Annotated in this window: 22 protein-coding genes; 16 read left to right on the top strand and 6 right to left on the bottom strand. The window is 72.5% G+C overall.

Annotated features, from left to right (window positions below):
* Positions 1–27 precede the first annotated feature (27 nt).
* The gene (locus ACTYVM_RS13555) at positions 28–684 is read left to right on the top strand and encodes a phosphatidylserine decarboxylase (RefSeq protein ID WP_281156604.1); all 657 of its coding nucleotides are present in this window, start codon (positions 28–30) and stop codon (positions 682–684) included.
* 22 nt (positions 685–706) lie between these two features.
* Complete coding sequence (gene pssA / locus ACTYVM_RS13550; RefSeq protein WP_400027717.1) at positions 707–1,525, top strand: CDP-diacylglycerol--serine O-phosphatidyltransferase; 819 nt, start codon at positions 707–709, stop codon at positions 1,523–1,525.
* Positions 1,526–2,119: 594 nt separating this feature from the next.
* Here pssA and ACTYVM_RS13545 read toward each other — a convergent pair.
* A complete protein-coding gene (locus ACTYVM_RS13545; protein WP_445526229.1) occupies positions 2,120–3,265 on the bottom strand; it encodes a glycerate kinase in 1,146 nt (381 codons plus the stop codon).
* A 194-nt stretch (positions 3,266–3,459) separates the two neighbouring features.
* Here ACTYVM_RS13545 and ACTYVM_RS13540 point away from each other — a divergent pair, with 194 nt between their 5' ends.
* From ACTYVM_RS13540 to ACTYVM_RS13525, 4 genes are all read left to right on the top strand, one after another.
* A complete protein-coding gene (locus ACTYVM_RS13540) occupies positions 3,460–4,524 on the top strand; it encodes an ADP-ribosylglycohydrolase family protein (protein WP_445526190.1) in 1,065 nt (354 codons plus the stop codon).
* 205 nt (positions 4,525–4,729) lie between these two features.
* Positions 4,730–5,272 carry a DUF3558 family protein gene (locus ACTYVM_RS13535; RefSeq protein ID WP_445526189.1) on the top strand — a complete coding sequence of 181 codons (543 nt, stop codon included), beginning with the start codon at positions 4,730–4,732 and terminating at the stop codon, positions 5,270–5,272.
* A gap of 91 nt (positions 5,273–5,363) precedes the next feature.
* Positions 5,364–5,855: an NUDIX domain-containing protein gene (locus tag ACTYVM_RS13530; protein WP_445526188.1), complete on the top strand. Its 492-nt coding sequence runs from the start codon at positions 5,364–5,366 to the stop codon at positions 5,853–5,855.
* 351 nt (positions 5,856–6,206) lie between these two features.
* Complete coding sequence (locus tag ACTYVM_RS13525) at positions 6,207–6,956, top strand: SDR family oxidoreductase (protein WP_445526187.1); 750 nt, start codon at positions 6,207–6,209, stop codon at positions 6,954–6,956.
* 250 nt (positions 6,957–7,206) lie between these two features.
* Here the strand turns inward: ACTYVM_RS13525 and ACTYVM_RS13520 are convergent, their stop codons facing one another.
* A complete protein-coding gene (locus ACTYVM_RS13520) occupies positions 7,207–7,689 on the bottom strand; it encodes a methylated-DNA--[protein]-cysteine S-methyltransferase (RefSeq protein ID WP_445526186.1) in 483 nt (160 codons plus the stop codon).
* Positions 7,690–7,701: 12 nt separating this feature from the next.
* Entirely contained in the window at positions 7,702–9,267 is a 1,566-nt protein-coding gene (locus ACTYVM_RS13515) for an AlkA N-terminal domain-containing protein (RefSeq protein ID WP_445526185.1), read from the bottom strand.
* 167 nt (positions 9,268–9,434) lie between these two features.
* Between ACTYVM_RS13515 and ACTYVM_RS13510 the strand changes: the two genes are divergently transcribed.
* The 10 genes from ACTYVM_RS13510 (at position 9,435) to pqqE (ending at position 19,737) form a co-directional block, all read left to right on the top strand.
* Positions 9,435–10,016: a DUF488 domain-containing protein gene (locus ACTYVM_RS13510; RefSeq protein WP_445526184.1), complete on the top strand. Its 582-nt coding sequence runs from the start codon at positions 9,435–9,437 to the stop codon at positions 10,014–10,016.
* 287 nt (positions 10,017–10,303) lie between these two features.
* The gene (locus ACTYVM_RS13505; RefSeq protein WP_445526183.1) at positions 10,304–11,698 is read left to right on the top strand and encodes a DNA-binding protein; all 1,395 of its coding nucleotides are present in this window, start codon (positions 10,304–10,306) and stop codon (positions 11,696–11,698) included.
* Between the two features lie 38 nt (positions 11,699–11,736).
* Positions 11,737–13,920 carry a catalase/peroxidase HPI gene (katG, locus tag ACTYVM_RS13500; protein ID WP_445526182.1) on the top strand — a complete coding sequence of 728 codons (2,184 nt, stop codon included), beginning with the start codon at positions 11,737–11,739 and terminating at the stop codon, positions 13,918–13,920.
* Positions 13,921–14,056: 136 nt separating this feature from the next.
* Positions 14,057–14,566 (top strand): MSMEG_3727 family PQQ-associated protein, encoded by a 510-nt coding sequence (locus ACTYVM_RS13495; RefSeq protein WP_445526181.1) that lies wholly within the window; start codon positions 14,057–14,059, stop codon positions 14,564–14,566.
* Positions 14,567–14,596: 30 nt separating this feature from the next.
* Positions 14,597–16,297 (top strand): PQQ-dependent dehydrogenase, methanol/ethanol family, encoded by a 1,701-nt coding sequence (locus tag ACTYVM_RS13490; protein WP_445526180.1) that lies wholly within the window; start codon positions 14,597–14,599, stop codon positions 16,295–16,297.
* Positions 16,298–16,354: 57 nt separating this feature from the next.
* Positions 16,355–16,477: a pyrroloquinoline quinone precursor peptide PqqA gene (gene pqqA / locus ACTYVM_RS13485; protein WP_400027493.1), complete on the top strand. Its 123-nt coding sequence runs from the start codon at positions 16,355–16,357 to the stop codon at positions 16,475–16,477.
* A gap of 193 nt (positions 16,478–16,670) precedes the next feature.
* On the top strand, positions 16,671–17,558 hold the full coding sequence (pqqB, locus tag ACTYVM_RS13480; RefSeq protein WP_445526179.1) for a pyrroloquinoline quinone biosynthesis protein PqqB: 888 nt from the start codon (positions 16,671–16,673) through the stop codon (positions 17,556–17,558).
* Positions 17,559–17,562: 4 nt separating this feature from the next.
* Complete coding sequence (pqqC, locus tag ACTYVM_RS13475) at positions 17,563–18,273, top strand: pyrroloquinoline-quinone synthase PqqC (RefSeq protein ID WP_445526178.1); 711 nt, start codon at positions 17,563–17,565, stop codon at positions 18,271–18,273.
* A gap of 5 nt (positions 18,274–18,278) precedes the next feature.
* On the top strand, positions 18,279–18,608 hold the full coding sequence (gene pqqD / locus ACTYVM_RS13470; protein WP_445526177.1) for a pyrroloquinoline quinone biosynthesis peptide chaperone PqqD: 330 nt from the start codon (positions 18,279–18,281) through the stop codon (positions 18,606–18,608).
* Positions 18,601–19,737 carry a pyrroloquinoline quinone biosynthesis protein PqqE gene (pqqE, locus tag ACTYVM_RS13465; protein ID WP_445526176.1) on the top strand — a complete coding sequence of 379 codons (1,137 nt, stop codon included), beginning with the start codon at positions 18,601–18,603 and terminating at the stop codon, positions 19,735–19,737. The genes pqqD and pqqE overlap by 8 nt, the downstream gene beginning before the upstream one ends.
* 5 nt (positions 19,738–19,742) lie before the next feature.
* On the opposite strand, the gene ACTYVM_RS13460 is transcribed toward pqqE, so the two are convergent.
* From ACTYVM_RS13460 to ACTYVM_RS13450, 3 genes are read right to left on the bottom strand one after another with little or no spacing between them, the layout of a single operon-like run.
* Positions 19,743–20,282: a manganese efflux pump MntP gene (locus ACTYVM_RS13460; protein WP_445526175.1), complete on the bottom strand. Its 540-nt coding sequence runs from the start codon at positions 20,280–20,282 to the stop codon at positions 19,743–19,745.
* A 22-nt stretch (positions 20,283–20,304) separates the two neighbouring features.
* The gene (locus ACTYVM_RS13455) at positions 20,305–20,817 is read right to left on the bottom strand and encodes an O-acetyl-ADP-ribose deacetylase (protein ID WP_445526174.1); all 513 of its coding nucleotides are present in this window, start codon (positions 20,815–20,817) and stop codon (positions 20,305–20,307) included.
* The gene (locus ACTYVM_RS13450) at positions 20,814–22,223 is read right to left on the bottom strand and encodes a phytoene desaturase family protein (protein WP_445526173.1); all 1,410 of its coding nucleotides are present in this window, start codon (positions 22,221–22,223) and stop codon (positions 20,814–20,816) included. Before ACTYVM_RS13450 ends, ACTYVM_RS13455 begins: the two co-directional genes overlap by 4 nt.
* Between the last annotated feature and the right edge of the window lie 216 nt (positions 22,224–22,439).

The raw sequence follows: 22,439 nt of genomic DNA, 5'->3' as shown, positions 1-22,439 counted from the left end.
CGGCATCATCCGCTACGAAGGTCATCCATGCCCCACAGCCAAACCTCTGCACATCGTGACAGCCTGGCCGGCGTACGCCTTGCGCGCGGAGCATCGCCGTGGCTTCTCCCGACCGTCGCCACCGCGGCCGTCAGCCTCCTCCGCGCCCGCCGCTCGGGTGCCGCCAAGGCCGTAGCCGTTCCCGCCACCGCGCTGGCGGCGGGGATGCTGTGGTTCTTCCGTGACCCCGAGCGCGAGATCGCCCAGGGCCGGGTCATCTCGCCTGCCGACGGTGTGGTGCAGAGCATCATGCCGTGGAAGGACGGCCGCACCCGCGTCGCGATCTTCATGAGCCCGCTGAACGTCCATGTCAACCGCGCCCCGCTCTCCGGCACGGTCACCTCGGTCGAGCACGTCCCCGGCGGGTTCGTTCCGGCTTTCAACAAGGAGAGCGAGAACAACGAGCGGGTCGTCTGGCACTTCGACACCGAGCTCGGCGACATCGAGATGGTCCAGATCGCCGGCGCGGTGGCCCGCCGCATCGTCCCCTACATCCCGTCCGGCACCAAGGTCGAGCAGGGCGAGCGGATCGGTCTGATCCGTTTCGGTTCGCGCGTCGACCTCTACCTGCCCGAGGGTGTGGACGTCGCGGTCGAGGTCGGCCAGAAGACCGTGGCTGGGGTGACTCGCATTGACCGTCATTGATCCCGAGACGCAGGCCGGCTGGGTGCCGGAGGCGGACGAGGTGGACGAAGAGGAGGAGATGCCCCTCTCGCTGCGCCTGTCGATAGCGGACACCCTCACCCTGGGCAACGCGACCTGCGGCTTCATGGCGGTGTACTTCACCACCACCGGCATCCTGATCCCGCACCTGACCGGCAACGACGAGTCGGCGGGCATGGCCCGGCACAGCGCCGCCACGGCGGTCATCCTGATGCTGTGCGCGGCGGTCTTCGACCTGTTCGACGGCCTGGTCGCGAGGAAGCTGCGCTCCTCCCCCATGGGCGCGGAGCTCGACAACCTCTCCGACCTGATCAGCTTCGGCCTGGCGCCGGCGTACTTCGTCCTCGTCTACGGCATGGTCGCGGACGACGCCCACCAGAGGATGGCGGCGCTCGGCGCGATCGTGGTGCTGCTGGCGGTGGTCCTCCGGCTCGCGAGATTCTCCTGCGTGACGCTGAAGGACGGCATGTTCCAAGGCATGCCCTCGCCCTTCGGCGCGCTGACGGTGGTCTCCATCGTCTTGCTGGAGCTGCCCTTCGTGGCCACGCTGCTGGCGATCCTCGGCACCGCGTGGCTGATGGTGAGCCGCGTGGAGTACCCGAAGCCGCGGGGCCGCCTCGCGGTGGCCATGCTGTCCTGGATCGTCCTCTCGATGGGCCTCCTGGCGGCCTGGGCCTTCGACGCCCCGAGCGGCCAGCTCCTCCTCCAGACCGGCTGCGCCCTGCAACTGGTCATGGCCGCGGTGATCCCCCTGTTCGCCACGGCCCGCCGAGTGAACAACTTCCGCGACAACCGCCGCGAGGCGCGGGCGGCCCAGCCGTAACGCTCCGCTGCGGCCGCCGGATGGGAAGGGCCCCGAACCGTGAGGTTCGGGGCCCTTCCCGTGCCGTGGGACCCAACTGGACCTCCCCTCCGGGCCCCCGGGAGGGGAGCGGGGCCCGAGGGCACTGGGAGGTGCCGAGACCCCCGGGCGGGGTGCAGGTGCGGGGGGCCGCAGCCAGCCTGGGCCGCAGGGCCGCAGCCCAGTCGGGGCGCAGGGGTGAGGGGCGGAGCCCCTCGGGGTCTGGGGCGGAGCCCCAGGGAAACAGCTACCCCACCCCCACCGAGCCGGACATGCCGGCGGGCAAAACACCCGGGGCCGAGGCCCCGGGTGCAGGGGCGGAGCCCCGCCCGGGGTCTGGGGCGGAGCCCCAGGGAACAGCACCCTGACACCCACCGAGCCGGGCGGGTGGGTGGGTGGGTGGGCAAAGCCCGGGGCGGAGCCTCGCGGGGTGCAGGGGCGGAGCCCCGCCCGGGGTCTGGGGCGGAGCCCCAGGGAACAGCACCCTGACACCCACCGAAAGCCCGGGGCGGAGCCCCGCGGGGTCTGGGGGGGAGCCCCAGGGGGCGACAGGTCCCCGTAGGCGGGGGCCGGTCGTCAGGCCAGGTGGTCGCGGGCGATCCGCTCAGCCACCTGCTCAAGGATCCGCCCCGCATCCGCGATGCACTGGGCCACATCCGGCTCCACCTCGGTCAGCGCATACGCGCGCCGGATCCCCGCGCGCTCCAGAGCCTCCGGCTCCAGCGCCAGGCGCCCGCACACCGCGACCACCTCCTTGCCCGCCGCCCGCGCCGCCGCCGCCACCCCGGCCGGTGCCTTCCCGTGCAGCGTCTGCTCGTCCAGCGACCCCTCACCGGTGATCACCAGCGAGGCCCGCTCCAGGGCGGGAGCGAAGCCCAGCACGTCGAGCATGACCGAGATCCCGGCCTGGAACCGCGCCCCGAGCAGCATCGCCCCGAACCCGATACCACCCGCCGCGCCCGCCCCCGGCGACGCCGCGTACTCGGCGGCCCGGCCCCCGACCGCGCCGCCCGCGCCCTCCAGCACCTTCGCGAAGTGCGCGAGCGCCGCGTCCAGCGTGGACACGTCCTGAGCCGAGGCGCCCTTCTGCGGCCCGTAGACCGCGGGCGCGCCCTTCGGCCCGGTCAGCGGATTGTCGACGTCACTGGCGAGCACCAGCTCCACGGCGGCGAGCCGCTGGTCGAGCCCGGACAGGTCCGCCCGGGCGAGTGACGCCAGTCCCCCACCGCCGGGCGGGATCGGCTCCCCGTCCGCGTCGAGGAACCGCGCCCCGAGCGCGGACAGCATCCCCGCGCCCCCGTCCGTCGTCGCGCTACCGCCGACGCCGAACACGATCGTGCGCGCCCCCGCGTCCAGCGCCGCCCGCAGCAGCTCCCCGGAGCCGTACGTGGACGCCGTGAGCGGCGCGAACACCCCGGCCGGCAGCCGCTGCAACCCGCTGGCCTCGGCCATCTCCACGACCGCCGTGTCGCCGCGCAGCGCGAACGCGGCCGTCACCTCGTCCCCTAGGGGACCCTCGACCCGTACCTCCCGGCGCTCGAACCCGGCCGCGACCGCCGCGTCCACGGTCCCGTCGCCACCGTCGGCGACGGGCAGCGCCTCCACCTCCACGTCCGGCACGACCCGGCGCAGCCCGGCCGTCACGCGCTCGGCGACCTGCACGGCCGTCAGCGAGCCCTTGAACTTGTCCGCGGCAACCAGCACCCTCCGGGTGCCGTGCACTGCAGCGTCCGCCACCTTGACATCCCCTTGCTCTCCGGGCCCCGCACGTCAGGGCCAGTCGCGCCGCTGCGACCTTAACCGGCGACCGCCCCCGCCGTCATGCCCCGCCCGGCCCCCGAGAAGCCGCGGACGTGCCCCTGGCCGTGCCCCTGGACCCCGCGCGGCCGCCCCCGGAATCCGGTAGACCGGTTCTCATGACCACTGTGGGCGCCACGCCCGAACTCGCCGACCGCGTCCTCGGCGGCTGGCTCGGCCGGATCGCCGGCAACATGCTCGGCAAGCCGGTGGAGCAGGGCGAGGTGTGGACGCGCGACCGCATCGACCGCTACCTGCGCGCGGCCGACGCGCTCCCGCTCACCGACTACCTGCCCGAACCGGCCGGCGACGACCACCCGCCGCTGCGCCCCGAGTGGCGCGGCTGCGTCCGCGGCCGCATCCACGGCAGCTGCCGCGACGACGACGTCGACTACGCGATCCTGGGCCTGGACCTCTTGGAGACGCACGGCTTCGGCTTCACCACCGAGCAGGTCGGCGAGCTGTGGCTGCGACGCCTGCCGTACCTCCAGACGTTCACCGCCGAGCGGGCCGCGTACCGCAATCTCGCGAACGGGCTCAAGCCGCCCCTGACGGCCACGTACGACAACCCGTACCAGGAGTGGATCGGCGCCCTGATCCGCGCCGACATCCACGGCTGGACCAGCCCCGGCGACCCGCGCCGCGCCGCCTCGCTGGCCCGCCGCGACGCGGTGCTGTCGCACACCGGCAACGGTGTCTACGGCGCCATGTGGGCGGCGGCGCTGATCGCGGCGGCCTTCACCGCGCCGACCGTCCGCGCCGCCGTCGGCACCGCGCTGACCGTGATCCCGGACGGCAGCCGCCTGGCCCGCACCGTACGCCGGGCGGTCTCCCTGTACGAGGCAGGCCTGCCTTGGGAGGACGCGCTCGGCACGCTCGCGGACGAGACCTCTGGCCTCGGCTGGATCCACGCGGTCCCGAACGCCGCCGTCATCACGGCCGGCCTGCTCTACGGCGGGGGCGACTTCACCCGCACCATCGCGCTGACCGTCCGCGCCGGCCTGGACACCGACTCGGACGGCGCGACGGCCGGCTCGGTCGCCGGCGTCATGACGGGTGCGGCGGCCGTCCCCGCCCAGTGGAAGGACCCCCTTCAGGACACGGTCCGCAGCGCGGTCTTCGGCTTCGACGGCGTCCGCGTCAGCGAGCTGGCGGAACGCACCCTGCGCCTGCTCGACGCCTGACAGACCGCTCGCCACGGGCCCCGGTTCCCGGGGACTTCTGCTACGGCACGGTGCGCTCCGTCCGCTCTTCTCACACTTCTCCACAGAACGAACACACCACGGTCACCAATCCGCACCACACGCGGACGCTCGCCCCGCGAGCCGGGATCCTGGTCCGGAAACAGCCCCACCAGCCCTGACGGTCGGCGGAAACCAGGAGAACACCATGACGCTCACCCGTGTGCACCAAGGCTCGGCACTGCTGTCCACAACCCTGCTGGCGGCCCTCGGCCTGGTCGGCTGCGGCGGCTCCGGCGAGAAGGCGCCCGCGGCCGGCCCCGCGCCTTCCGCGACCGCTTCACAAGGGGGAGCCGCCCCCTCCGCTCCGCCGAAGGAGGCCCCGGCGAACCCGTGCGCGCTCATCTCCCTTCAGGAGGCGCAGGAGCTGGGAGGCACGTCCGTCAAGGGCGAGAAGAGCGAGGACACCGTGGGCGGCTGCAGATACACCCACGAGGGCGTACCGATCGCGTCCACCATCCAGGGGAACGAGGCCCGGCAGTTCATGGACGACATGCTCCGGGCAGCCGACCGCAAGCCGCTCACCGGCATCGGCGACGAGGCGACCGCCTACGACGACCAGGACCACGGGACGTTCGGGCTCCTGTTCCGCAAGTCGGGCACCTGGGTCGCGATGACCGTGGTGGCGGACCGGGCGGACAACGACCGGCGCCTGGAGGAGCTGGCCCGCAAGGTCGCCGCCCGGATGTGACCGCGCCGGACGCCGGTCCCGGTGCCTCGGGTGCGGGACCGGCGAAGCGGTGCGTCGCACCGGCCGTCACGACGCTCGTTACCCTTCTTGGGTGACCACCGCGGACTACGCCACATACATCGCCGGCCTCCCCCGGGTCCTCGCCGGTGCCGCCTGCGTCTTCCGTGACGCGCAGGGCCAAGTGCTTCTCGTCGAGCCCAACTACCGGGACGGATGGACGCTGCCCGGCGGCACCGTCGAGTCCGACGACGGGGAGACCCCGCGCCAGGGCGCGCGCCGCGAGACGCTGGAGGAGATCGGACTCGACCGCGAGCCGGGGCGACTGCTCGTCGTGGACTGGGTGCCCGGCACCGGGCGGCCGCCGCTGGTGGCGTACGTCTACGACGGCGGGCTCCTCTCCGACGACGACCTCAAGGCGATCCGCCTCCAGGAGGAGGAGCTGCTGTCCTGGCGCCTGGTCGCCCGCGACGAACTCGCCGCCCACCTGCCGGGCGCCCTCGGCCGCCGTGTCCTGACGGCCCTCGACGTCCTGACCGACGACACGGGTACGGCGGAACTGGAGAACGGCCACCGCGCCGGCTGACCACCGGCCCGCAGGACAGCCACGGGTGTGGTGACGCGCCGTTAGAAACGTCGGAATGGTGGAGCCCAAGGATGAACTGATCGGCGGCCGGTTCCGGCTGATCAAGCCAATTGGCTGATCGAATGCCCATCCAAGCAGAGGCTCTCCCCTGGGCCGAGAGTAGGACGCTTGCCCGTGAACAGGCCACTCGTCGCCATCCTCAGCGGTGCGGGCATCTCCACCGAGATGGGCAGTCCGGTCCGCTCAGTGATCAAGTGGATCTTCGAGCCTTTCTTGCCCCCATCTGTGATGTCCACTGCGTATCACAGCCGGATTGGACGGATCTCGAATTGATGGCGCACCGTTGATTTCATGTGGATCTCAGGAGCAGTCGCTCTCGTCACGGGTGCCAATCGTGGTCTCGGCGCCAGTTTCACCCAGGCCTTGCTCGCTCGCGGCGCGGCAACCGTGTACGCGGCCGCGCGGGACGCGAGCATGGTTTCGGTCAGCGATCCTCGGGTCAAGCCGATCGATCTCGACATCACCGACCGAGCTGCGGTCGCGGCAGTCGCGCAACGGTGTGGCGATGTCGACCTGCTGGTCAACAACGCAGGCGCGATGCTGCTGGGTCCGCTGATCACCGCACCGGACACCGGGGCCGCCCGTACCGAGATGGAAGTCAACTACTTCGGCACCCTCGAGATGTGCCGGGCTTTCGCACCGGTGCTGGCTCGCAACGGCGGCGGCGCACTGGTCAACATGCTGTCGGTGGTCAGTTGGTACACGGTGCCGTTCAACGCCTCCTACTGCGCGTCGAAGTCCGCCGAGTGGGCGCTGACCAACGCGGCCCGGGTGGAACTACACGGTCAGGGCACGCACGTGGTCGGCGTGCACGCGGGGTTCATCGACACGGACATGGCCGCTGACGTGTCCGAAGCGAAGATCGCCCCCGAGGACGTCGTCGCGCAGGCGCTCGACGCCGTCGAGAACAACGTGCCAGAGGTGATCACGGACGAGTGGACTCGACACGTGAAGTCCACCCTGCCGGTGGACCAGGACGAGCTTTACCCGGACCTGTTCCGCGCCTGGGCAGCCGGAGCGTCCCCGTGGGGGCGGGACTGATCAGGAAAGCGCGAGCGCGTCCGCGGAGCTTCTTGCCCTGGAGCAAGTCCCAGGGCCGCGAAGTTGACTGATCACCGGAGGCGGTGAGACGGGTGTCTTCGCCGGTGGGGGCGCCGACCGCGCCTCCTTCACTCACGCCCTCGCAACGGCCCGCACCCAGGTCACCCTCGCCGAGGGCGTCACCGACACCGGGCCCGGGCGCCATCGACGCCGCCGTACGCACCAACCTGCCGCCCGCCCGCCGTCCCCGCTAGAAGAGGGCCGTTCCCCGTTCGAAGTCCAGCAGGCGCCGCTTTCTGGGCAGGCCGCCGCCGTAGCCGGTGAGGCTGCCGCCCGTGCCGATCACGCGGTGGCAGGGGACGATGATGCCGATCGGGTTCTTGCCGTTGGCGAGGCCGACCGCGCGGGAGGCGCCCGGGTTGCCGAGGGCGGCGGCGAGTGCGCCGTAGGAGCGGGTATCGCCGTAGGGGATCTTCCTCAGCTGGTCCCAGACGCCGCGCTGGAACGGGGTGCCGTGCAGGCGCAGCGGGAGCGTGAACTCCTTCAGCTCGCCCGTGAAGTAGGCCTCCAGCTGGTCGACGACCTCGCCGAAGGGGCGGTCGTCGCGCTCGCCGAAGGACTCCGCGGGCGGGCGGTGGCGCTGGTCGGTCATGTACAGGCCGCACAGGACGCCGTCGTCGGCGACGAGGGTGAGCAGGTCGTAGGGGCTGTCGATCACGGTGTGCTGCTTCATGGCGGAACGTCCTCAGACGGGAAGGAAGTTGATCGGGTGGCTGTCGGTCGCCCACAGGTACTGCACGGCGTACGCCCGCCAGGGCCGCCAGGCCGCCGCGCGGGCGGTGAGCGCGGCCGGGGTGGACGGCAGGCCGAGCTCCTGTGCGGCGCGCCGGATGCCGAGGTCGGTGGGGAGGAAGGCGTCGGGGTCGCCGAGGGCGCGCATGGCGATGACGTCGGCGGTCCAGGGGCCGAAACCGGGGAGTGCCAGGAGGCGGGAGCGGGTCTCCTCCCAGTCGCTCTCCACGCCCAGGTGGAGTGTTCCGTCGGCGAGTTGACCGGCCAGGGTGAGCAGGGTCGTACGCCGGGTGCGGGGCATCGCCAGCGACTCGGGGTCGAGGGCGGCCAGCGCGTCGGGCGCGGGGAAGAGGTGGGTGAGGCCGCCTTCGGGGTCGTCGACGGGCTCACCGTGCGCGGCGGCCAGACGGCCGGCGTGGGTGCGGGCTGCGGCCGTGGAGACCTGCTGGCCGAGCACGGCCCGCAGCGCGAACTCGCCCTCGTCCACGGTGCGCGGCACGCGCCGGCCGGGGGCCTTGTCGACCAGGGGCGCGAGGAACGGGTCGGTGCGCAGCTGGTCGTCGATGGCGACCGGATCGGCGTCCAGGTCGAGCATGCGCCGGCAGCGGCTGATGGCGACCGGCAGGTCCCGCAGGTCGCCGAGGGAGAGGCGGCAGGCGATGTGGTCCGGCTTCGGGGTCAGCGCGACGATCCCGTGGCCGTAGGGCAGGCGCAGGGTCCTGCGGTACGCGCCGTCGCGCCACTCCTCGACGCCGGGTACGGCGGTGGCGGCGAGGTGGCCGAAGAGGTTGTCCGGGTTGAGGGGAGCACGAAACGGCAGGCGCAGGGACAGGGCACCGGGAGTGCCGGGGACGCCGGGGGTGCCAGGGACGCCGAGGGTGCCAGGGACGCCGAGGGTGCCCGGGACCGCCCTGAGTGTGCCGGGTTTGGTGGCGCCGCGGCGCCCAGGGGCGCGGTTGCGCAGGCCGCTGGGTGACAGGGCGAACACCTCGCGCACGGTGTCGTTGAAGGTGCGGATCGAGGAGAAGCCGGCGGCGAAGGCGATCTCCGCCATGGGCAGGGCGGTGGTCTCGATCAGCAGCCGGGCGGTCTGGGCGCGCTGCGCGCGGGCGAGCGCGAGCGGTCCGGCGCCCAGTTCGGCGCGGAGCTGGCGTTCGATCTGGCGGGTGCTGTAGCCGAGGCGGGCGGCCAGTCCGGGCACGCCCTCGCGGTCCACGACCCCGTCGGCGATCAGCCGCATGGCGCGGGCGACGGCGTCGGCGCGCTGGTTCCACTCCGGTGAGCCGGGACTGGTGTCGGGGCGGCAGCGCTTGCAGGCCCGGAAGCCGGCCTGCTGGCAGGCGGCCGCGCTCGGGTAGAAGGTCATGTTCTCCGGCTTGGGCGGCACCACCGGGCAGCTGGGCCGGCAGTAGATGCGCGTGGTCAGGACGGCGGTGAAGAACCAGCCGTCGAACCGCGCGTCCTTGGACTGGACGGCGCGCACACAGCGCTCGCGATGAGTGTGCATCCCTTTCTGCATGCGTCCAGCATCCGGCACCGGGCGGACCATGGCTGGCGGTAATCCGACATCGCCCTCGCGTGTCCTGGGACCGCGGCGATCGCATCGCCCTCGGGCGTCCTGTCCGATCGCATCGCCCTCGGACAGGACGGGGCCGTCGACGATCCTGGAAGGACGATCCTGGACGTATGAAGCAGCAGCCGCTCCTCACCTTCGGACACGGTACGGCGGACCGCGAACACCTCACGGACCTGATCCGCGCGGCACGGATCGCCTCCGTGGTCGACGTCAGGACCGCGCCCGGAAGCCGCCACAACCCGGACGTGGGCCGGGAGAGGCTGCTGCGGTGGCTGCCCGAGGCCGGGATCGACTACCGCTGGGAGGGGCGCCTGGGCGGATTCCGCAAGGTGCCTGCGGACTCGCCCGACACGGTCTGGCGCAACGACGCCTTCCGCGGTTACGCCGCCCACACGCGCACGGGCGAGTTCCTCGACGCGGTCAACGAACTCCTCGACGAGGCCGCGCACCGGCGGACGGCCGTCATGTGCGCGGAGACGGTGTGGTGGCGCTGCCACCGCCGGGTCATCGCCGACTTCGTGGTGCTCGCCCGCGGACGGCCCGTCGTCCATCTGATGCACGACGGGCGGCTCGTCCCCCATCGGCTCAGCGAGGGAGTGCGGCTGCGCGAGGACGGACTGCTCGTCTACGACGGTCGGCGGTCCTCGGACCGGCCCGAGGAGGGACGTGCGCGGCCCGGCAACGGTACCTAGTGCCCCAACAGGCAACGTTCGCCCCGTCGCGACGCCCGGCACGCTCCCCCAAGCTCTTCGAGCAGGGGGGACCCCCTCTCGCCGCACCGGCCGAAAGCCCGAGTACGTCCAGTACGAGGACTTCCGGCCGGCACTCCCCCAAGCTCTTCGAGCAGGGGGGACCCCCAGAGCACGCACCGGACGCCGCTCCTTCACGGGCAAACGTTGCCTGCCGGGGCACTAGGGTGGGGAGTGCGGTTCTGTGGTGGTGGGGTGGGGAGGGGAGGGACCAAGGACGGTTCTGAACCATGAGTGATGTACATCGACTCGAGCCCGTCCCGGCGAACCTGGGCAGCGGCACCGTGCTCGCGGCGTGGGAGCGGTTCGTGCAGGGCGAGGATCACGTCCCGGATGTCCGGCCCCTGGTGGCGATCTCCTGGCATCGCTGCCGGGAGCAGTACCGGGTCGATCCGCACCTCACCAAGGCCCCGCTGGCCGTCGCGGAGCCCGACCGCACTCCCGAGTACGACGTCGTGTTCGCCGAGCTGGGGTTCCGTGCCGCCTCCGTGGCGCACGAGGTGGGCAGTCTCGGCGGCGTCGTCACCGTCACCGACGCCACGGGCCGGATCCTGTCCGAGTGGGGTGACCAGGCCACGCTCGCCAGAGCCGGCGAGTCCCATCTGGCGCCCTGGTTCTGCTGGTCCGAGTGCGCGGCCGGCACGAACGGCATGGGCACGGCGCTGGAGGCGCACGGCCCGGTACCGATCAGGGGCGCGGAGCACTGGTGCCAGGCGTTCCACGACTGGGTCTGCGCGGGCATCGCGGTGCGCGACGTGGTGACCAAGGAACCGATCGCGGTCCTGGGCATCTGCTGCTGGCGCAGCCCGCTTCCCGCGTCCGCGAGCGGCTGGCTGGCGAACGCGGTCACCATGACCCAGTACCCGCTGAGGAGGCGTGCCCGGGACAGCGGCGCCGAGCTGGTCGCGGCCTGCGCCCAGGCCAGGGCACGTTCCGGTGCGGCGCTGGCCGCGGTGGACACCGCGGGCAAGGTGGTGATCGCCGACGACATGGCGAGCGTGCTCCTGGGCGTCCCCGCCCACACCCCGGCGGTCGATCCCACGCTGCGCTGGAACCCCGGACTGCCGGAGCTGATCGCGGCCGCCCGGTACGCCACCGCGCAGGCGGCCCACCAGCCCGACTGGGTCGGCTCGACGCAGATCTTCGCCCACCTCGCCGACGAGCCGACGTCGATCAGTATCCGGCCCGTCTTCTCGTCCGGGCGCCTGATCGGGCACCTGGTCGCGTTCGGTGACTCCGAGGGGGCGCGGCTGCCCCGGCCGGAGACGTCCGCGGCCCCTCGGACGCGGCCGCGCCGGCTGATCGCGACGCGCGACAACCGGCTGGTGCTGCTGCGGCTGCCGGAGGTCTCCTTCGCCGAGTCGCGGGGTAACGACGTGTGGCTCTCCACCGATCAGGGGCGGTTGCGGGCCGCCTCGGTGAGCCTGGACAAGCTCGAGGGCGAACTGGCGGACGCCGGCTTCCTGCGGGTGCACCGCCGCTACGTGGTCAACCTCGGCCGCATCCGGGAGGTCGAGCGCGGACTCAAGGGCGAGCTGTCCCTGGTCATGGACGACGGAACGCACGACATGGTGCCGGTCTCCCGGCGGAACGCGCCGGCCCTGCGGCGCGCGCTCGACATCTGAGTCCCCCGGCACGGCACCTGTTCCGAAAGGAGGTTCCCGTGACTGGCAGTCCTCCGGACGCCACCCCCGGCGGGACGAACCCCTGGGGCACGGGCAACCGCGACTGGTGGCCGGACCGGCTCGACCTGGCGGTCCTGCGGAAACACCCCGCCACGGCCGACCCCATGGGCGGGGACCTCGACTACGCCGCGGAGTTCCGGTCGCTCGACCTCGACGCCCTGGCACGGGACGTCGACGAGGTGCTGACGACGTCGCAGGAGTGGTGGCCGGCCGACTTCGGACACTACGGGCCCCTCGTGATCCGCATGGTGTGGCATTGCGCCGGGACGTACCGGGTCGCCGACGGCCGCGGTGGCGCGGGCGCCGGCATGCAGCGTTTCGCGCCGCTGAACAGCTGGCCGGACAACCGCAACCTCGACAAGGCGCGCCGACTGCTCTGGCCGGTGAAGAAGAAGTACGGCCGCAGGATCTCCTGGGCCGACCTGATGGTCTTCGCGGGCAACCGCGCCCTGGAGACGATGGGGCTCACGACCTTCGGCTTCGCCGGCGGCCGGACGGACGTCTGGGAGCCCGACGACAGCCGCTGGGGCCCCGAACACGCCTGGCTCGGCGACGAACGCCACGGCGGCGTCCGCCAGTTGGAGAACCCGCTGGCCGCCGACCAGATGGGCCTCATCTACGTCAACCCGGAGGGACCGAACACCGTCCCGGACCCGCTCACCTCCGCCCGGGACATCCGCGAGACGTTCCGCCGCATGGGGATGAACGACGAGGAGACCGTCGCGCTGATCGCGGGCGGCCACACGTTCGGCAAGACCCACGGCGCGGCCGACCCGGACGCCCACCTCGGCCCCGAACCCGAGGGCGCCCCCCTGGAGGAGCAGGGCCTGGGCTGGAGGAGCGGCTACCGCACCGGCAAGGGCGCGGACGCCATCTCCAGCGGGCTCGAGGGTACGTGGACGCCCACCCCGACGAGGTGGGACAACGGCTTCCTCGAGACCCTGTTCCGCTACGAGTGGGAGCTGGAGCTGAGCCCCGGCGGTCTGTGGCAGTGGATCCCGAGGGACGGCGGCGGGGCCGGCACCGTGCCGGACGCGCACGACCCGTCGAGGACCCACGCGCCGACGATCCTGACGACGGACCTCGCGCTGCGCTCGGACCCGGTGTACGAGCCGATCGCGCGGCGTTTCCTGGAGCACCCGGACCGGCTCGCGGACGCGTTCGCCCGGGCCTGGTTCAAGCTGACGCACCTCGACATGGGCCCGGTCCGGCGCTACCTGGGGCCGCTGGTCCCCCGGGAGACGCTGCGCTGGCAGGACCCGGTCCCCGCGGTGGACCACGAGCTGGTCGACGCCGCGGACATCGCCGCGCTCAAGCGCCGCGTCCTCGCCTCCGGGCTCTCGGTCTCCCAGCTCGTGTCGACGGCGTGGGCGTCGGCCTCGACGTTCCGTATCAGCGACAGGCGGGGCGGGGCGAACGGCGCGCGCATCCGTCTGGAGCCGCAGCGGAGCTGGGAGGTCAACGAACCCGACACGCTGGCCCGGGTGCTGCGCACCCTGCAGGGGATCCAGGAGTCCTTCAACGGCTCCCAGGACGGGGACAGGAGGATCTCGCTGGCCGACCTCATCGTGCTCGGCGGGGTCGCCGCCGTCGAGCAGGCCGCCAGGACCGCCGGCCACGACGTCCGGGTCCCCTTCGCTCCGGGACGCACGGACGCCACGCAGGAGTGGACCGACACGGAGTCCTTCGCCGCGCTGGAGCCGACCGCGGACGGGTTCCGCAACTACCGCGGCGAGGGAAGCCGACTGCCGTCGGAGCACCTGCTGGTCGACCGCGCGGCCCTGCTCGACCTGAGCGCGCCCGAGATGACGGTCCTCGTGGGCGGCCTGCGGGTGCTGGGCGCCAACCATCGGCGGTCGCCGCTGGGCGTCCTCACCTCGACGCCCGGATCGCTGACCAGTGACTTCTTCGTGAATCTGCTCGACATGGGCGCGGAATGGCAGCCGGCGTCCGCGGCCGCGGAGACCTTCGAGGGCCGGGACCGCGCCACCGGAGAGGTCAGATGGACCGCCGGCCGCGTCGACCTCGTCTTCGGCGCGCACTCCGAACTGCGCGCCCTCGCGGAGTTCTACGCGAGCGACGACGCACGGGAGAAGTTCGTACGCGACTTCGTCGCCGCGTGGGACAAGGTCATGAATCTCGATCGGTACGACCTCGGGTGACCCCTCTGCCGTGCCTCCCAGCGGCGGCACATCGGGTACGAGCGGTAGCCGGTCGCGGACGAACGGCAGGAGCCGCCCGATGTGATTCCTCCGGCGTAGCGTGCTCGTTACTGACGAATTCTTTACCCTTTTCGGCGTGATTTCCGAGGTCAATTCGGAGTCGGGTGAGGGGAGTGAAGTCCCGATGACGACCGCGCAGGAACGATCCGACCTGCTGGACAAGGTCGGGTTGGCCGCACAGAACAAGGCAGCGCTGGGTCAGGTGCTGGGAACCGGAACCATTGGGCAGGCCACCGAGAGGCCGGACGGCCGCATGCAGGCCACCATTCGCATCAACCCGGATGAGCTGGCCTGGGATCCCTCCATTCTCGTCATGCCTCATGGAGGCGATATCGAGCTCGAACTCATCAATGACGACCAGAACACCCACTGTGCGCTCCTGCCGAGCAACGGCGACCGGAAATTCATCTGGCTGGTCAACCAATCGCGGGGGCGGGCGAGCCTCAACCTCGACGGGCCGGGCTACTACTGGTTCGGCTCGCCCACGGGCAACGACGAGGGCAGGGGGCTGACCGGGGCCATCGTCGTCATGGGGGACGCTCCGCCGGAGGCCCGCCTCGACCGTCCCGAGCAGCCGCGGCCGTAGGAAGCCGTAGGAAGGAGGAGGTGGGGCGACATGACCGTCGAGTACGTGGACGCGGGCTGGGCCGTCGACCAGGGAAGCCTCAGCGGCAAGGTCGCGGGCGGGGACATCGCGCCGCCCGTGGTGGCCGGCGTCGACTACGAGCGTCTGCTCCGTACCCGCGAGGAACCCCAGAACTGGCTCACCTACTACGGCGCCTACGACGGACAGCGGTACAGCCCGCTGGACCAGATCACCACGGAGAACGTCAAGCGGATGGTCCCCTCGTGGGTCTTCCAGGCCGGCACGACCGGTCTGATCGCGGGCGCGTCGACCTACTCGTTCGAGGCCGCCCCGATCGTCGTCGACGGGGTCATGTTCCTCTCCGGCTGGGACGGCTGGGTCTGGGCCCTCGACGCGAAGACGGGTGTGGAGATCTGGCGGTACAAGCACGCGGTCCCCTTCGACGTGTCCCTGTGCTGCGGGAACGTCAACCGCGGGGTCGCCGTGGCGCAGGGGAAGGTTTTCTTCGTCACGGCGAACGCCCGTGTGCTGGCGCTCGACGCCACCACCGGCAAGCGGGTCTGGGACCGGACCTACGGTGACGTCCGGGCCGGGGAGAGCGCCACGCTCGCCCCGCTGGTCGTGAAGAACCTGGTCATCGTCGGGAGTTCCGGCGGCGAGTTCGGCGTACGGGGCCACCTCGACGCGTTCGACCTGGAGACCGGCGAGCACCAGTGGCGCTGCTACACCGTGCCGAAGCCCGGGGAACCCGGCTCGGAGACCTGGCCCTCCGACGGCGAGGCCTGGGCACGGGGCGGGGCGAACCCCTGGGTCACCGGCACCTTCGACCCGGAGACGAACCTGCTGTACGTCGGCACCGGCAATCCGGCACCCGACTTCGACGGAGCCGTCCGGGAGGGCGACAACCTCTTCACGGACAGCGTCATCGCCGTCGACGTGGACAGCGGTCAGATCCGCTGGCACTACCAGTGCACCCCGCACGACGTGTGGGACTACGACAGCATCGCCGAGTGCATCCTGTTCGAGCAGGACGGGCGCAAACTGCTCGGGCACTTCGACAAGAACGGCTACTTCTTCGTCCTCGACCGCACGAGCGGCGAGCGGGTCCGGATCACCCCCTTCGTGGACCGCATCACCTGGGGGGCGATCACGAGGGACGGCCAGGTGACGGCGAAGGCCTACCCGGACAAGGAGGGAATACCGGTCCACTTCTACCCGGGTCCGGCCGGTGCCAAGGAGTGGACCCACGCGGCCTACAGCCCGAGGACCGGGCTCTTCTACGTGCCGGTCCAGGACACCGGGGCCACGGCCACCCGGCGGCGCCGGGAGTTCAAGGAGAGCATTCCGTACTGGGGCGCGGGCGTTCAGGTGGACATCGAGGACATGGCGGGGTCCATCAGCGCGTTCGACGCGAACGGCGAGGAGAAGTGGCGCTGGCGCAACGAGCTCCCGATGTGCGCCTCGGTGCTGGCCACCGGCGGTGACCTGGTGTTCGCCGGTGAGCCCTCCGGGGAGTTCAACGCGCTCGACGCCCGTACCGGGGAGCTGCTGTGGCAGTTCCAGTGCGGCAGCGGCCATCACAGCAGCCCGACCACCTACATGGTCGACGGCAGGCAGTACATCGCCGTGCCGGTCGGCTGGGGCGGATGGGCCGAGGGGTTCCTGCCCGGCATGCTCGGCGCGGGGCACGGAAGCGCCCTGATGGTCTTCGCCCTCCCGGAGGTGTCGTAGACGTCGTAGCGGCGTGACCGGAGCCTGCCCCCGTCCGGGCAGAGAGGAGGTGGATCCATGGAGTCTCAGCTCGAAGCGCTCGAAGTGCTGGAAGCGCTCGAAGTGTGGGAGACACCCGAGTTCGAGGAGATCGCGGTCGCGGCCGAGGTGACCATGTACGTCGCCCGGCTGGAGGAGTAGCGGACCAGCGGACCAGTGGACGTGGGAGGGCACCGGACCTGCTCCGGCGCCCTCCGGCGGCTCGGGACGGCCACGGACGGGCCACGGACGGCCGGGACGGCCACAAACGGCCCGGCTGCGGACGGCCGTGGCCGCACGGCCGACCACGGACGGCCGGCCACGGGCCGGGACCTGCGACGAACGGAGTGCCGGCGTGTTGCTGCGCGTGCTGGGCTCGGCGGCGGGGGGCGGCTCCCCCCAGTGGAACTGCGGCTGCCCGGTGTGCGCCGCGGTCCGCTCCGGGGCCGGTCCCGCGCGCACCCAGTCGTCGGTGGCGGTCAGCGCCGACGGCCGCCGGTGGTTCCTCTTCAACGCCTCACCCGACGTCCGCACCCAGTTCGAGGCCTTCCCCGGCCTGCATCCGCACGAGGACCGGACGACGCCGCTGGAGGCGGTGCTGCTCACCGACGCCGAGCTGGACCACACGCTGGGCCTGCTCCTGCTGCGCGAGGCCCGCACCCTGCGGCTGTACGCCACGCCGGCGGTGCGCGAGACCCTGGGCGCCGGCTCGGGGATTCTGCGCACGCTCGAACGCTACTGCCCGGTCGAGTGGCGGGCGATGGCACCCGGCGCCGGCCTGGCCCTGGCGGACGGGCTGTCGTGCCGTGCGTTCGACGTGCCCAGCAGCAAGCGCGACCGGTTCGGAACGGGGGTGGACCAAGGCCGCGTCGTGGGCTACCGGCTGACCGACGAACGCAGCGGCGGGACGCTGGTGTACCTGCCGGGGGTGCAGTCGCTCACGCCACAACTGCGGGGGGAGATCGAGGGCTGCGCATGCCTGCTGATCGACGGGACCTGCTGGCGCGACGACGAACTCGTACGGCTCGGCCTGGCCGCCAAGACGTCCCGGGAGATGGGCCACCTGCCCATCGACGGCCCGGACGGCAGCCTGGCGCAGCTCCCGTCGCTGAGCGTGGGACGGACGGTCTTCGTGCACGTCAACAACACCAATCCGGTCCTTCTGGAGGACACACCCGAGCGGCGTACCGTGGAGGAGAGCGGCATGGAAGTGGCCGTGGACGGCCTGGAAGTCCAGGTGTAGAGCCGTGACGACAACAACGACGACGACAACCGGGCGAACCGGCGCCGACGACTTCGTCGAGGCGTTGCGGGCCCACGCGCGGCGCTACCACGACCAGCACCCGTTCCACGTCCGGATGAACGCCGGACGGCTGAGCCGCGGGCAGGTCAGGGGCTGGGTGGCCAACCGCTTCTACTACCAGGAGAACATCCCCCGCAAGGACGCCGCGATCCTGTCCAACTGCCCGGACCTGGAGGTCCGCCGCCGCTGGATCCGCCGGATCACCGACCACGACGGCACCGCCGTCGGCGAGGGCGGCATCGAGGCGTGGCTGCGCCTCGGCGAGGCCGTCGGACTGACCGTCGAGGAGGTCCGCGACCACCGGCACCTGGTGCCCGGGGTGCGGTTCGCCGTCGACGCCTACGTGACCTTCGCCCGGACCCGCCCGTGGGTGGAGGCGGTGGCGTCCTCGCTCACCGAACTGTTCGCGCCCGACCTGATGGCGGCGCGGCTGGCCGCTTTCGAGCGGTGGTACCCGTGGATCGACCCCGAGGGCCTCGCCTACTTCCGGGCCCGCCTGGAGCAGGCGCCGCGCGACTGCGAACACGCCCTCGAGGTGGTCACGACGCACTGCCTCTCCGCCGAGTCCCGGGCGCGCGCCGTCGACGCGCTGTCGTTCAAGTGCGACGTCCTGTGGAGCCTGATGGACGCCGTCGACCAGGCCTATCCGGAGTGACCACCATGGACCCGCCCCCTCCCGGAACGACCCGGACCCCGTCCAGGACCCGCCCCGGCGGCGAGGTGTCCGGCGCGGACCGGCCCCGTCTGGCGCGCCATGTCCGGCTGGCCTACTCCCGGGCCAGGCAGCGTCAGGTCCTGCTGCACCCCGAGACGGTGGTGGTGCTGAACGGCAGCGGCGCGGACATCCTCGGGCTGTGCGACGGACGGCGCACGGTGGCCGAGATCGTGGCCGAGCTGGGCGCGCGCTACCGGAGCGTTCCCGACGACGAGGTGCGGCGGTTCCTGTCCCGGCTCGTGGCCCGGCGCTGGGTGGAGCTGGCCGATGGATAGCCCGTTCGGGCTGCTCGCCGAGCTCACCTACCGCTGCCCGCTGGCCTGCCCGTACTGCTCCAACCCGCTGAACCTGGGCGACTACGGGGACGAGCTGGCCACCGACGAGTGGCGGCGGGTGCTGGCCGAGGCCGGCGAGCTGGGGGTGCTGCAGTGCCATCTGTCCGGCGGGGAACCCCTGCTGCGGCGCGACCTGGTGGAGATCGTGGCGGACGCCCACGACCTGGGCCTCTACACCAACCTCATCACCAGCGCCGTCGGGTTCTCCCGTCCGAGGGCCGAGCGGCTGCGGGCCGCCGGCCTCGACCATGTGCAGATCAGCATCCAGGCCGACGAGCCGGCCGTGTCCGACCGGATCGCGGGGATCCCGTCCTTCCGGCGCAAGATCGAGGCGATGGGCCTGGTCAAGGAGCTGGGCTGGCCGCTCACGATCAACGTGGTGCTGCACCGGTACAACATCGACCGCGTCGCCGAGGTGCTCGCTCTGGCCGAGAAGGCGGGCGCGGACCGGGTGGAGCTGGCCAACACCCAGTACTACGGCTGGGCCTGGCGCAACCGTGCCGCGCTGCTGCCGAGCCGGGCCCAGCTCGAGGCGGCGGAGGCCGTCGTGCGGGCCGCCCGCGAGCGGCTGCGGGACCGCATGGACGTCATCTACGTCCTCCCCGACTACTACAGCCGCTACCCGAAGCCGTGCATGAGCGGCTGGGCCTCCCGGCAGCTGACCGTGACGCCGAACGGTGACGTCCTGCCGTGTCCGGCCGCGCAGTCGCTGCCGTTGCCGCGGACCAGCGTCCGGGAGGACTCGCTGGGGCGGATCTGGGCCGAGTCCCCGGTGATGACCGCGTTCCGGGGGACCGACTGGATGCCGGAACCCTGCCGGAGCTGCCCCCGGCGGAAGGTGGACTTCGGCGGGTGTCGCTGCCAGGCGTTCCTGCTCACGGGCGACGCCGCCCGCACCGACCCCGTATGCCACCTGTCGCCCGACCACGACCTGGTCGCCCGGGCGGTCGAGGCCGCCAACGCCGGCTCGCGGGCCGCGGCTCTCGCGCTGGTCCCCCGCTCGCACCGGGCTCGCCGGCCGGTCGGCCGTCCGGGTGGAGCGGGTCGGTCCGCTCCCGGGAGCGGGTGAGCGGATCAGCCGCCGAACACCAGCGGCAGCACCGCGGCGGCGATGATCAGGCTGACCCCGCTCACCAGGTCCGCGTGAATCCGGACGAGGCGTGCCGCGGCCCGCCCGAGTCGCAGCCCGATCAGCGACATCGCCGCCGTGATGAGGCCGAAGACGGGGGCCGAGATCCACGGCGAGAGCCCGAGGATGCCGAGGCTCGCCCCGGCGACCAGGTTGTCCAGGCTCAGCGTCAACGGGATGCCGAACAGCGCCAGCGGCTGGTCCAGTTCCTCCGGCTCGGGTTTGCGGAGGGCCGAGACGACGAGGTAGAGACCGTACCCGCCGAGCGCGGCGGCGCCCACCAGGTCGGCGACGCCCCCGACGGCCTCCCCGACCTCGCGTCCGATCAGCAGCCCCACCAGGGGCATGACGGCGTCCCACAGCCCGAAGGTGAGCGCGACCTGCACCGCGCGTTTCAGTCCGAAGGGGACGGTGCCGAGCGCTGTCGCCACCCGGAAGTTGTCCAGGCTGAGGACGAAGCCCAGGCCCAGCATTTCCCAGATCACGGCGACGTCACCCCGTACGGGGTCAGCCGGCCCGCGCGGCGAACGCCTCGTAGGCCCGCTCGTCGAAGAGGACGAAGCGGACTTCCTCGACACGGGTGCCGGTCTCCCGCACCGTCTCCACCGCGATCCGGGCCGCGTCGTCCATCGGCCAGCGGTAGACGCCGGTGGAGATCGCCGGGAACGCCACGGTGCGGGCGCCCAGGTCGTCGGCGACGCGGAGGGAGGCGCGGTAGCAGGAGGCCAGCAGGTGCGAGCGGTCCTCGGTGCGGCTGTGCACGGGACCGACGGTGTGGATCACCCAGAGGGCGTCCAGTTCGCCGGCCGTGGTGGCGACCGCCTCGCCGGTGGACAGGCCCTTGCCGTACCTGGAGGCGCGCAGGGCGCGGCACTCCTGGAGGATCGCGGGGCCGCCGCGGCGGTGGATGGCGCCGTCGACGCCCCCGCCGCCGAGCAGGGAGGAGTTGGCGGCGTTGACGATCGCGTCGGCGCGCTGCCTGGTGATGTCGCCCTGGACGAGCGTGATGGCGGTGGTCATGTCTGGCGCAACCTCCTCCAGACGGCCTTCGCGGCGTTGTGCCCCGACATGCCGTGCACGCCGGGGCCCGGCGGGGTGGCAGACGAGCAGATGAAGACGGCGGGGTGCGGGGTGTTGTACGGGAACAGCGACGGTTTCGGGCGCAGCAGGAGCTGGAGCCCGGAGACCGCACCGGAGGCGATGTCGCCGCCGACGTAGTTGGCGTTGCGGGCGGCGACCTCGGGCGGTCCTGCGGTGGCGCGGGCGAGGACGCGGTCGCGGAAGCCCGGGGCGAAGCGTTCCAGCTGGCGTTCCACCGCGTCGGTGAGGTCGCCGGTCCAGCCGTTGGGGACATGGCCGTACGCCCAGAAGACCTGCTTGCCCGCGGGGGCGCGGGTGGGGTCGGCGACGCTGGGCTGGACCGTGATGAGGAAGGGCCGGTCGGGTGCGCGGCCCTCGCGGGACGCGGCGCGCAGCGCGGTGCCGATCTCGGCGCTGTCGGCGCCGATCTGGACGGTGCCGGCGCCCCGGGGCTCCCGCGCGGTCCATGGCACCGGGCCGTCCAGGGCGTAGTCGATCTTGAAGACGCCGGGGCCGTAGCGGTAGCCGTCGTAGTAGCGGCCGAGGCCCGCGATACGGGCCAGCGCGGTGGGCGAGGTGTCGAAGACGTACGCCCGCGCGGGCGGCAGGTCGTCGAGGCGCTTGACCTCGTAGTCGGTGTGCAGGGCGCCGCCGAGGTCCTTCAGGTACGCGGCGAGGGCGTCGGAGATCGCCTGGGAGCCGCCGCGGGCCACCGGCCACCCGCGGGCGTGTGCGGCGAGGGCGAAGACCAGGCCGACGGCGCCGGTGGCGAAGCCGCCGAGGGGGGCCATGACGTGGGCGACGAGGCCGGCGAAGAGCGCCCTGGCCCGCTCGTCCCGGAAGCGGCGCATCAGCCACGTGGACGGGGGCAGTCCGACCAGGCCGAAGCGGGCCAGGGTGACCGGGTCGCGCGGGAGCGCGGTCAGGGGCAACGACATGAAGTCGCGGGCGAGGGTGTCCCACCTGGGCAGGAACGGCTGGACCAGTCTGCGGTACGCGCCCGCGTCGCGCGGTCCGAAGGAGGCCGCGGTCTCGGCGACGGAACGGGACAGCACGGCCGCGGTGCCGTCCGGGAAGGGGTGCGCCATGGGCAGCTCGGCGTGCAGCCACTCGAGGCCGTAGCGCTCCAGGGGCAGGGCGCGGAACGCGGGTGAGTTGATGCCCAGGGGGTGTGCGGCGGAGCAGGGGTCGTGCCGGAAGCCGGGCAGGGTCAGTTCCTCGGTGCGGGCACCGCCTCCTATGGTGTCCCGCGCCTCGAACACCGCCACGTCGAAGCCGCGGCGGGCGAGCTCCACGGCAGCGGTCAGTCCGTTCGGCCCCGCACCCACCACGACCGCATCGAGCATCGACGGCACCTTCGGACCCCCTCGTCAGCCGATGGCCATTCGGCCCCAGGATATGCCGCACCCCCGACACCCCGGGGGCGGGGCGACCGCTCGGGGACGGGAGGCGTCGCAGGGGGTTGCCCGGGTACCGCCGGCCGGCGTCGGCCGGGCAGGGCGGCCCGGGGGTGGTGCTCGCCGGGATCAGGGCGCGGGGATCAAGACGCGGGGATCAGGACG

Source organism: Streptomyces cyslabdanicus, from assembly GCF_052663305.1.
The sequence above is the reverse complement of the archived record's forward strand: the minus strand, read 5'-3'. Positions and strand labels throughout refer to the sequence as shown.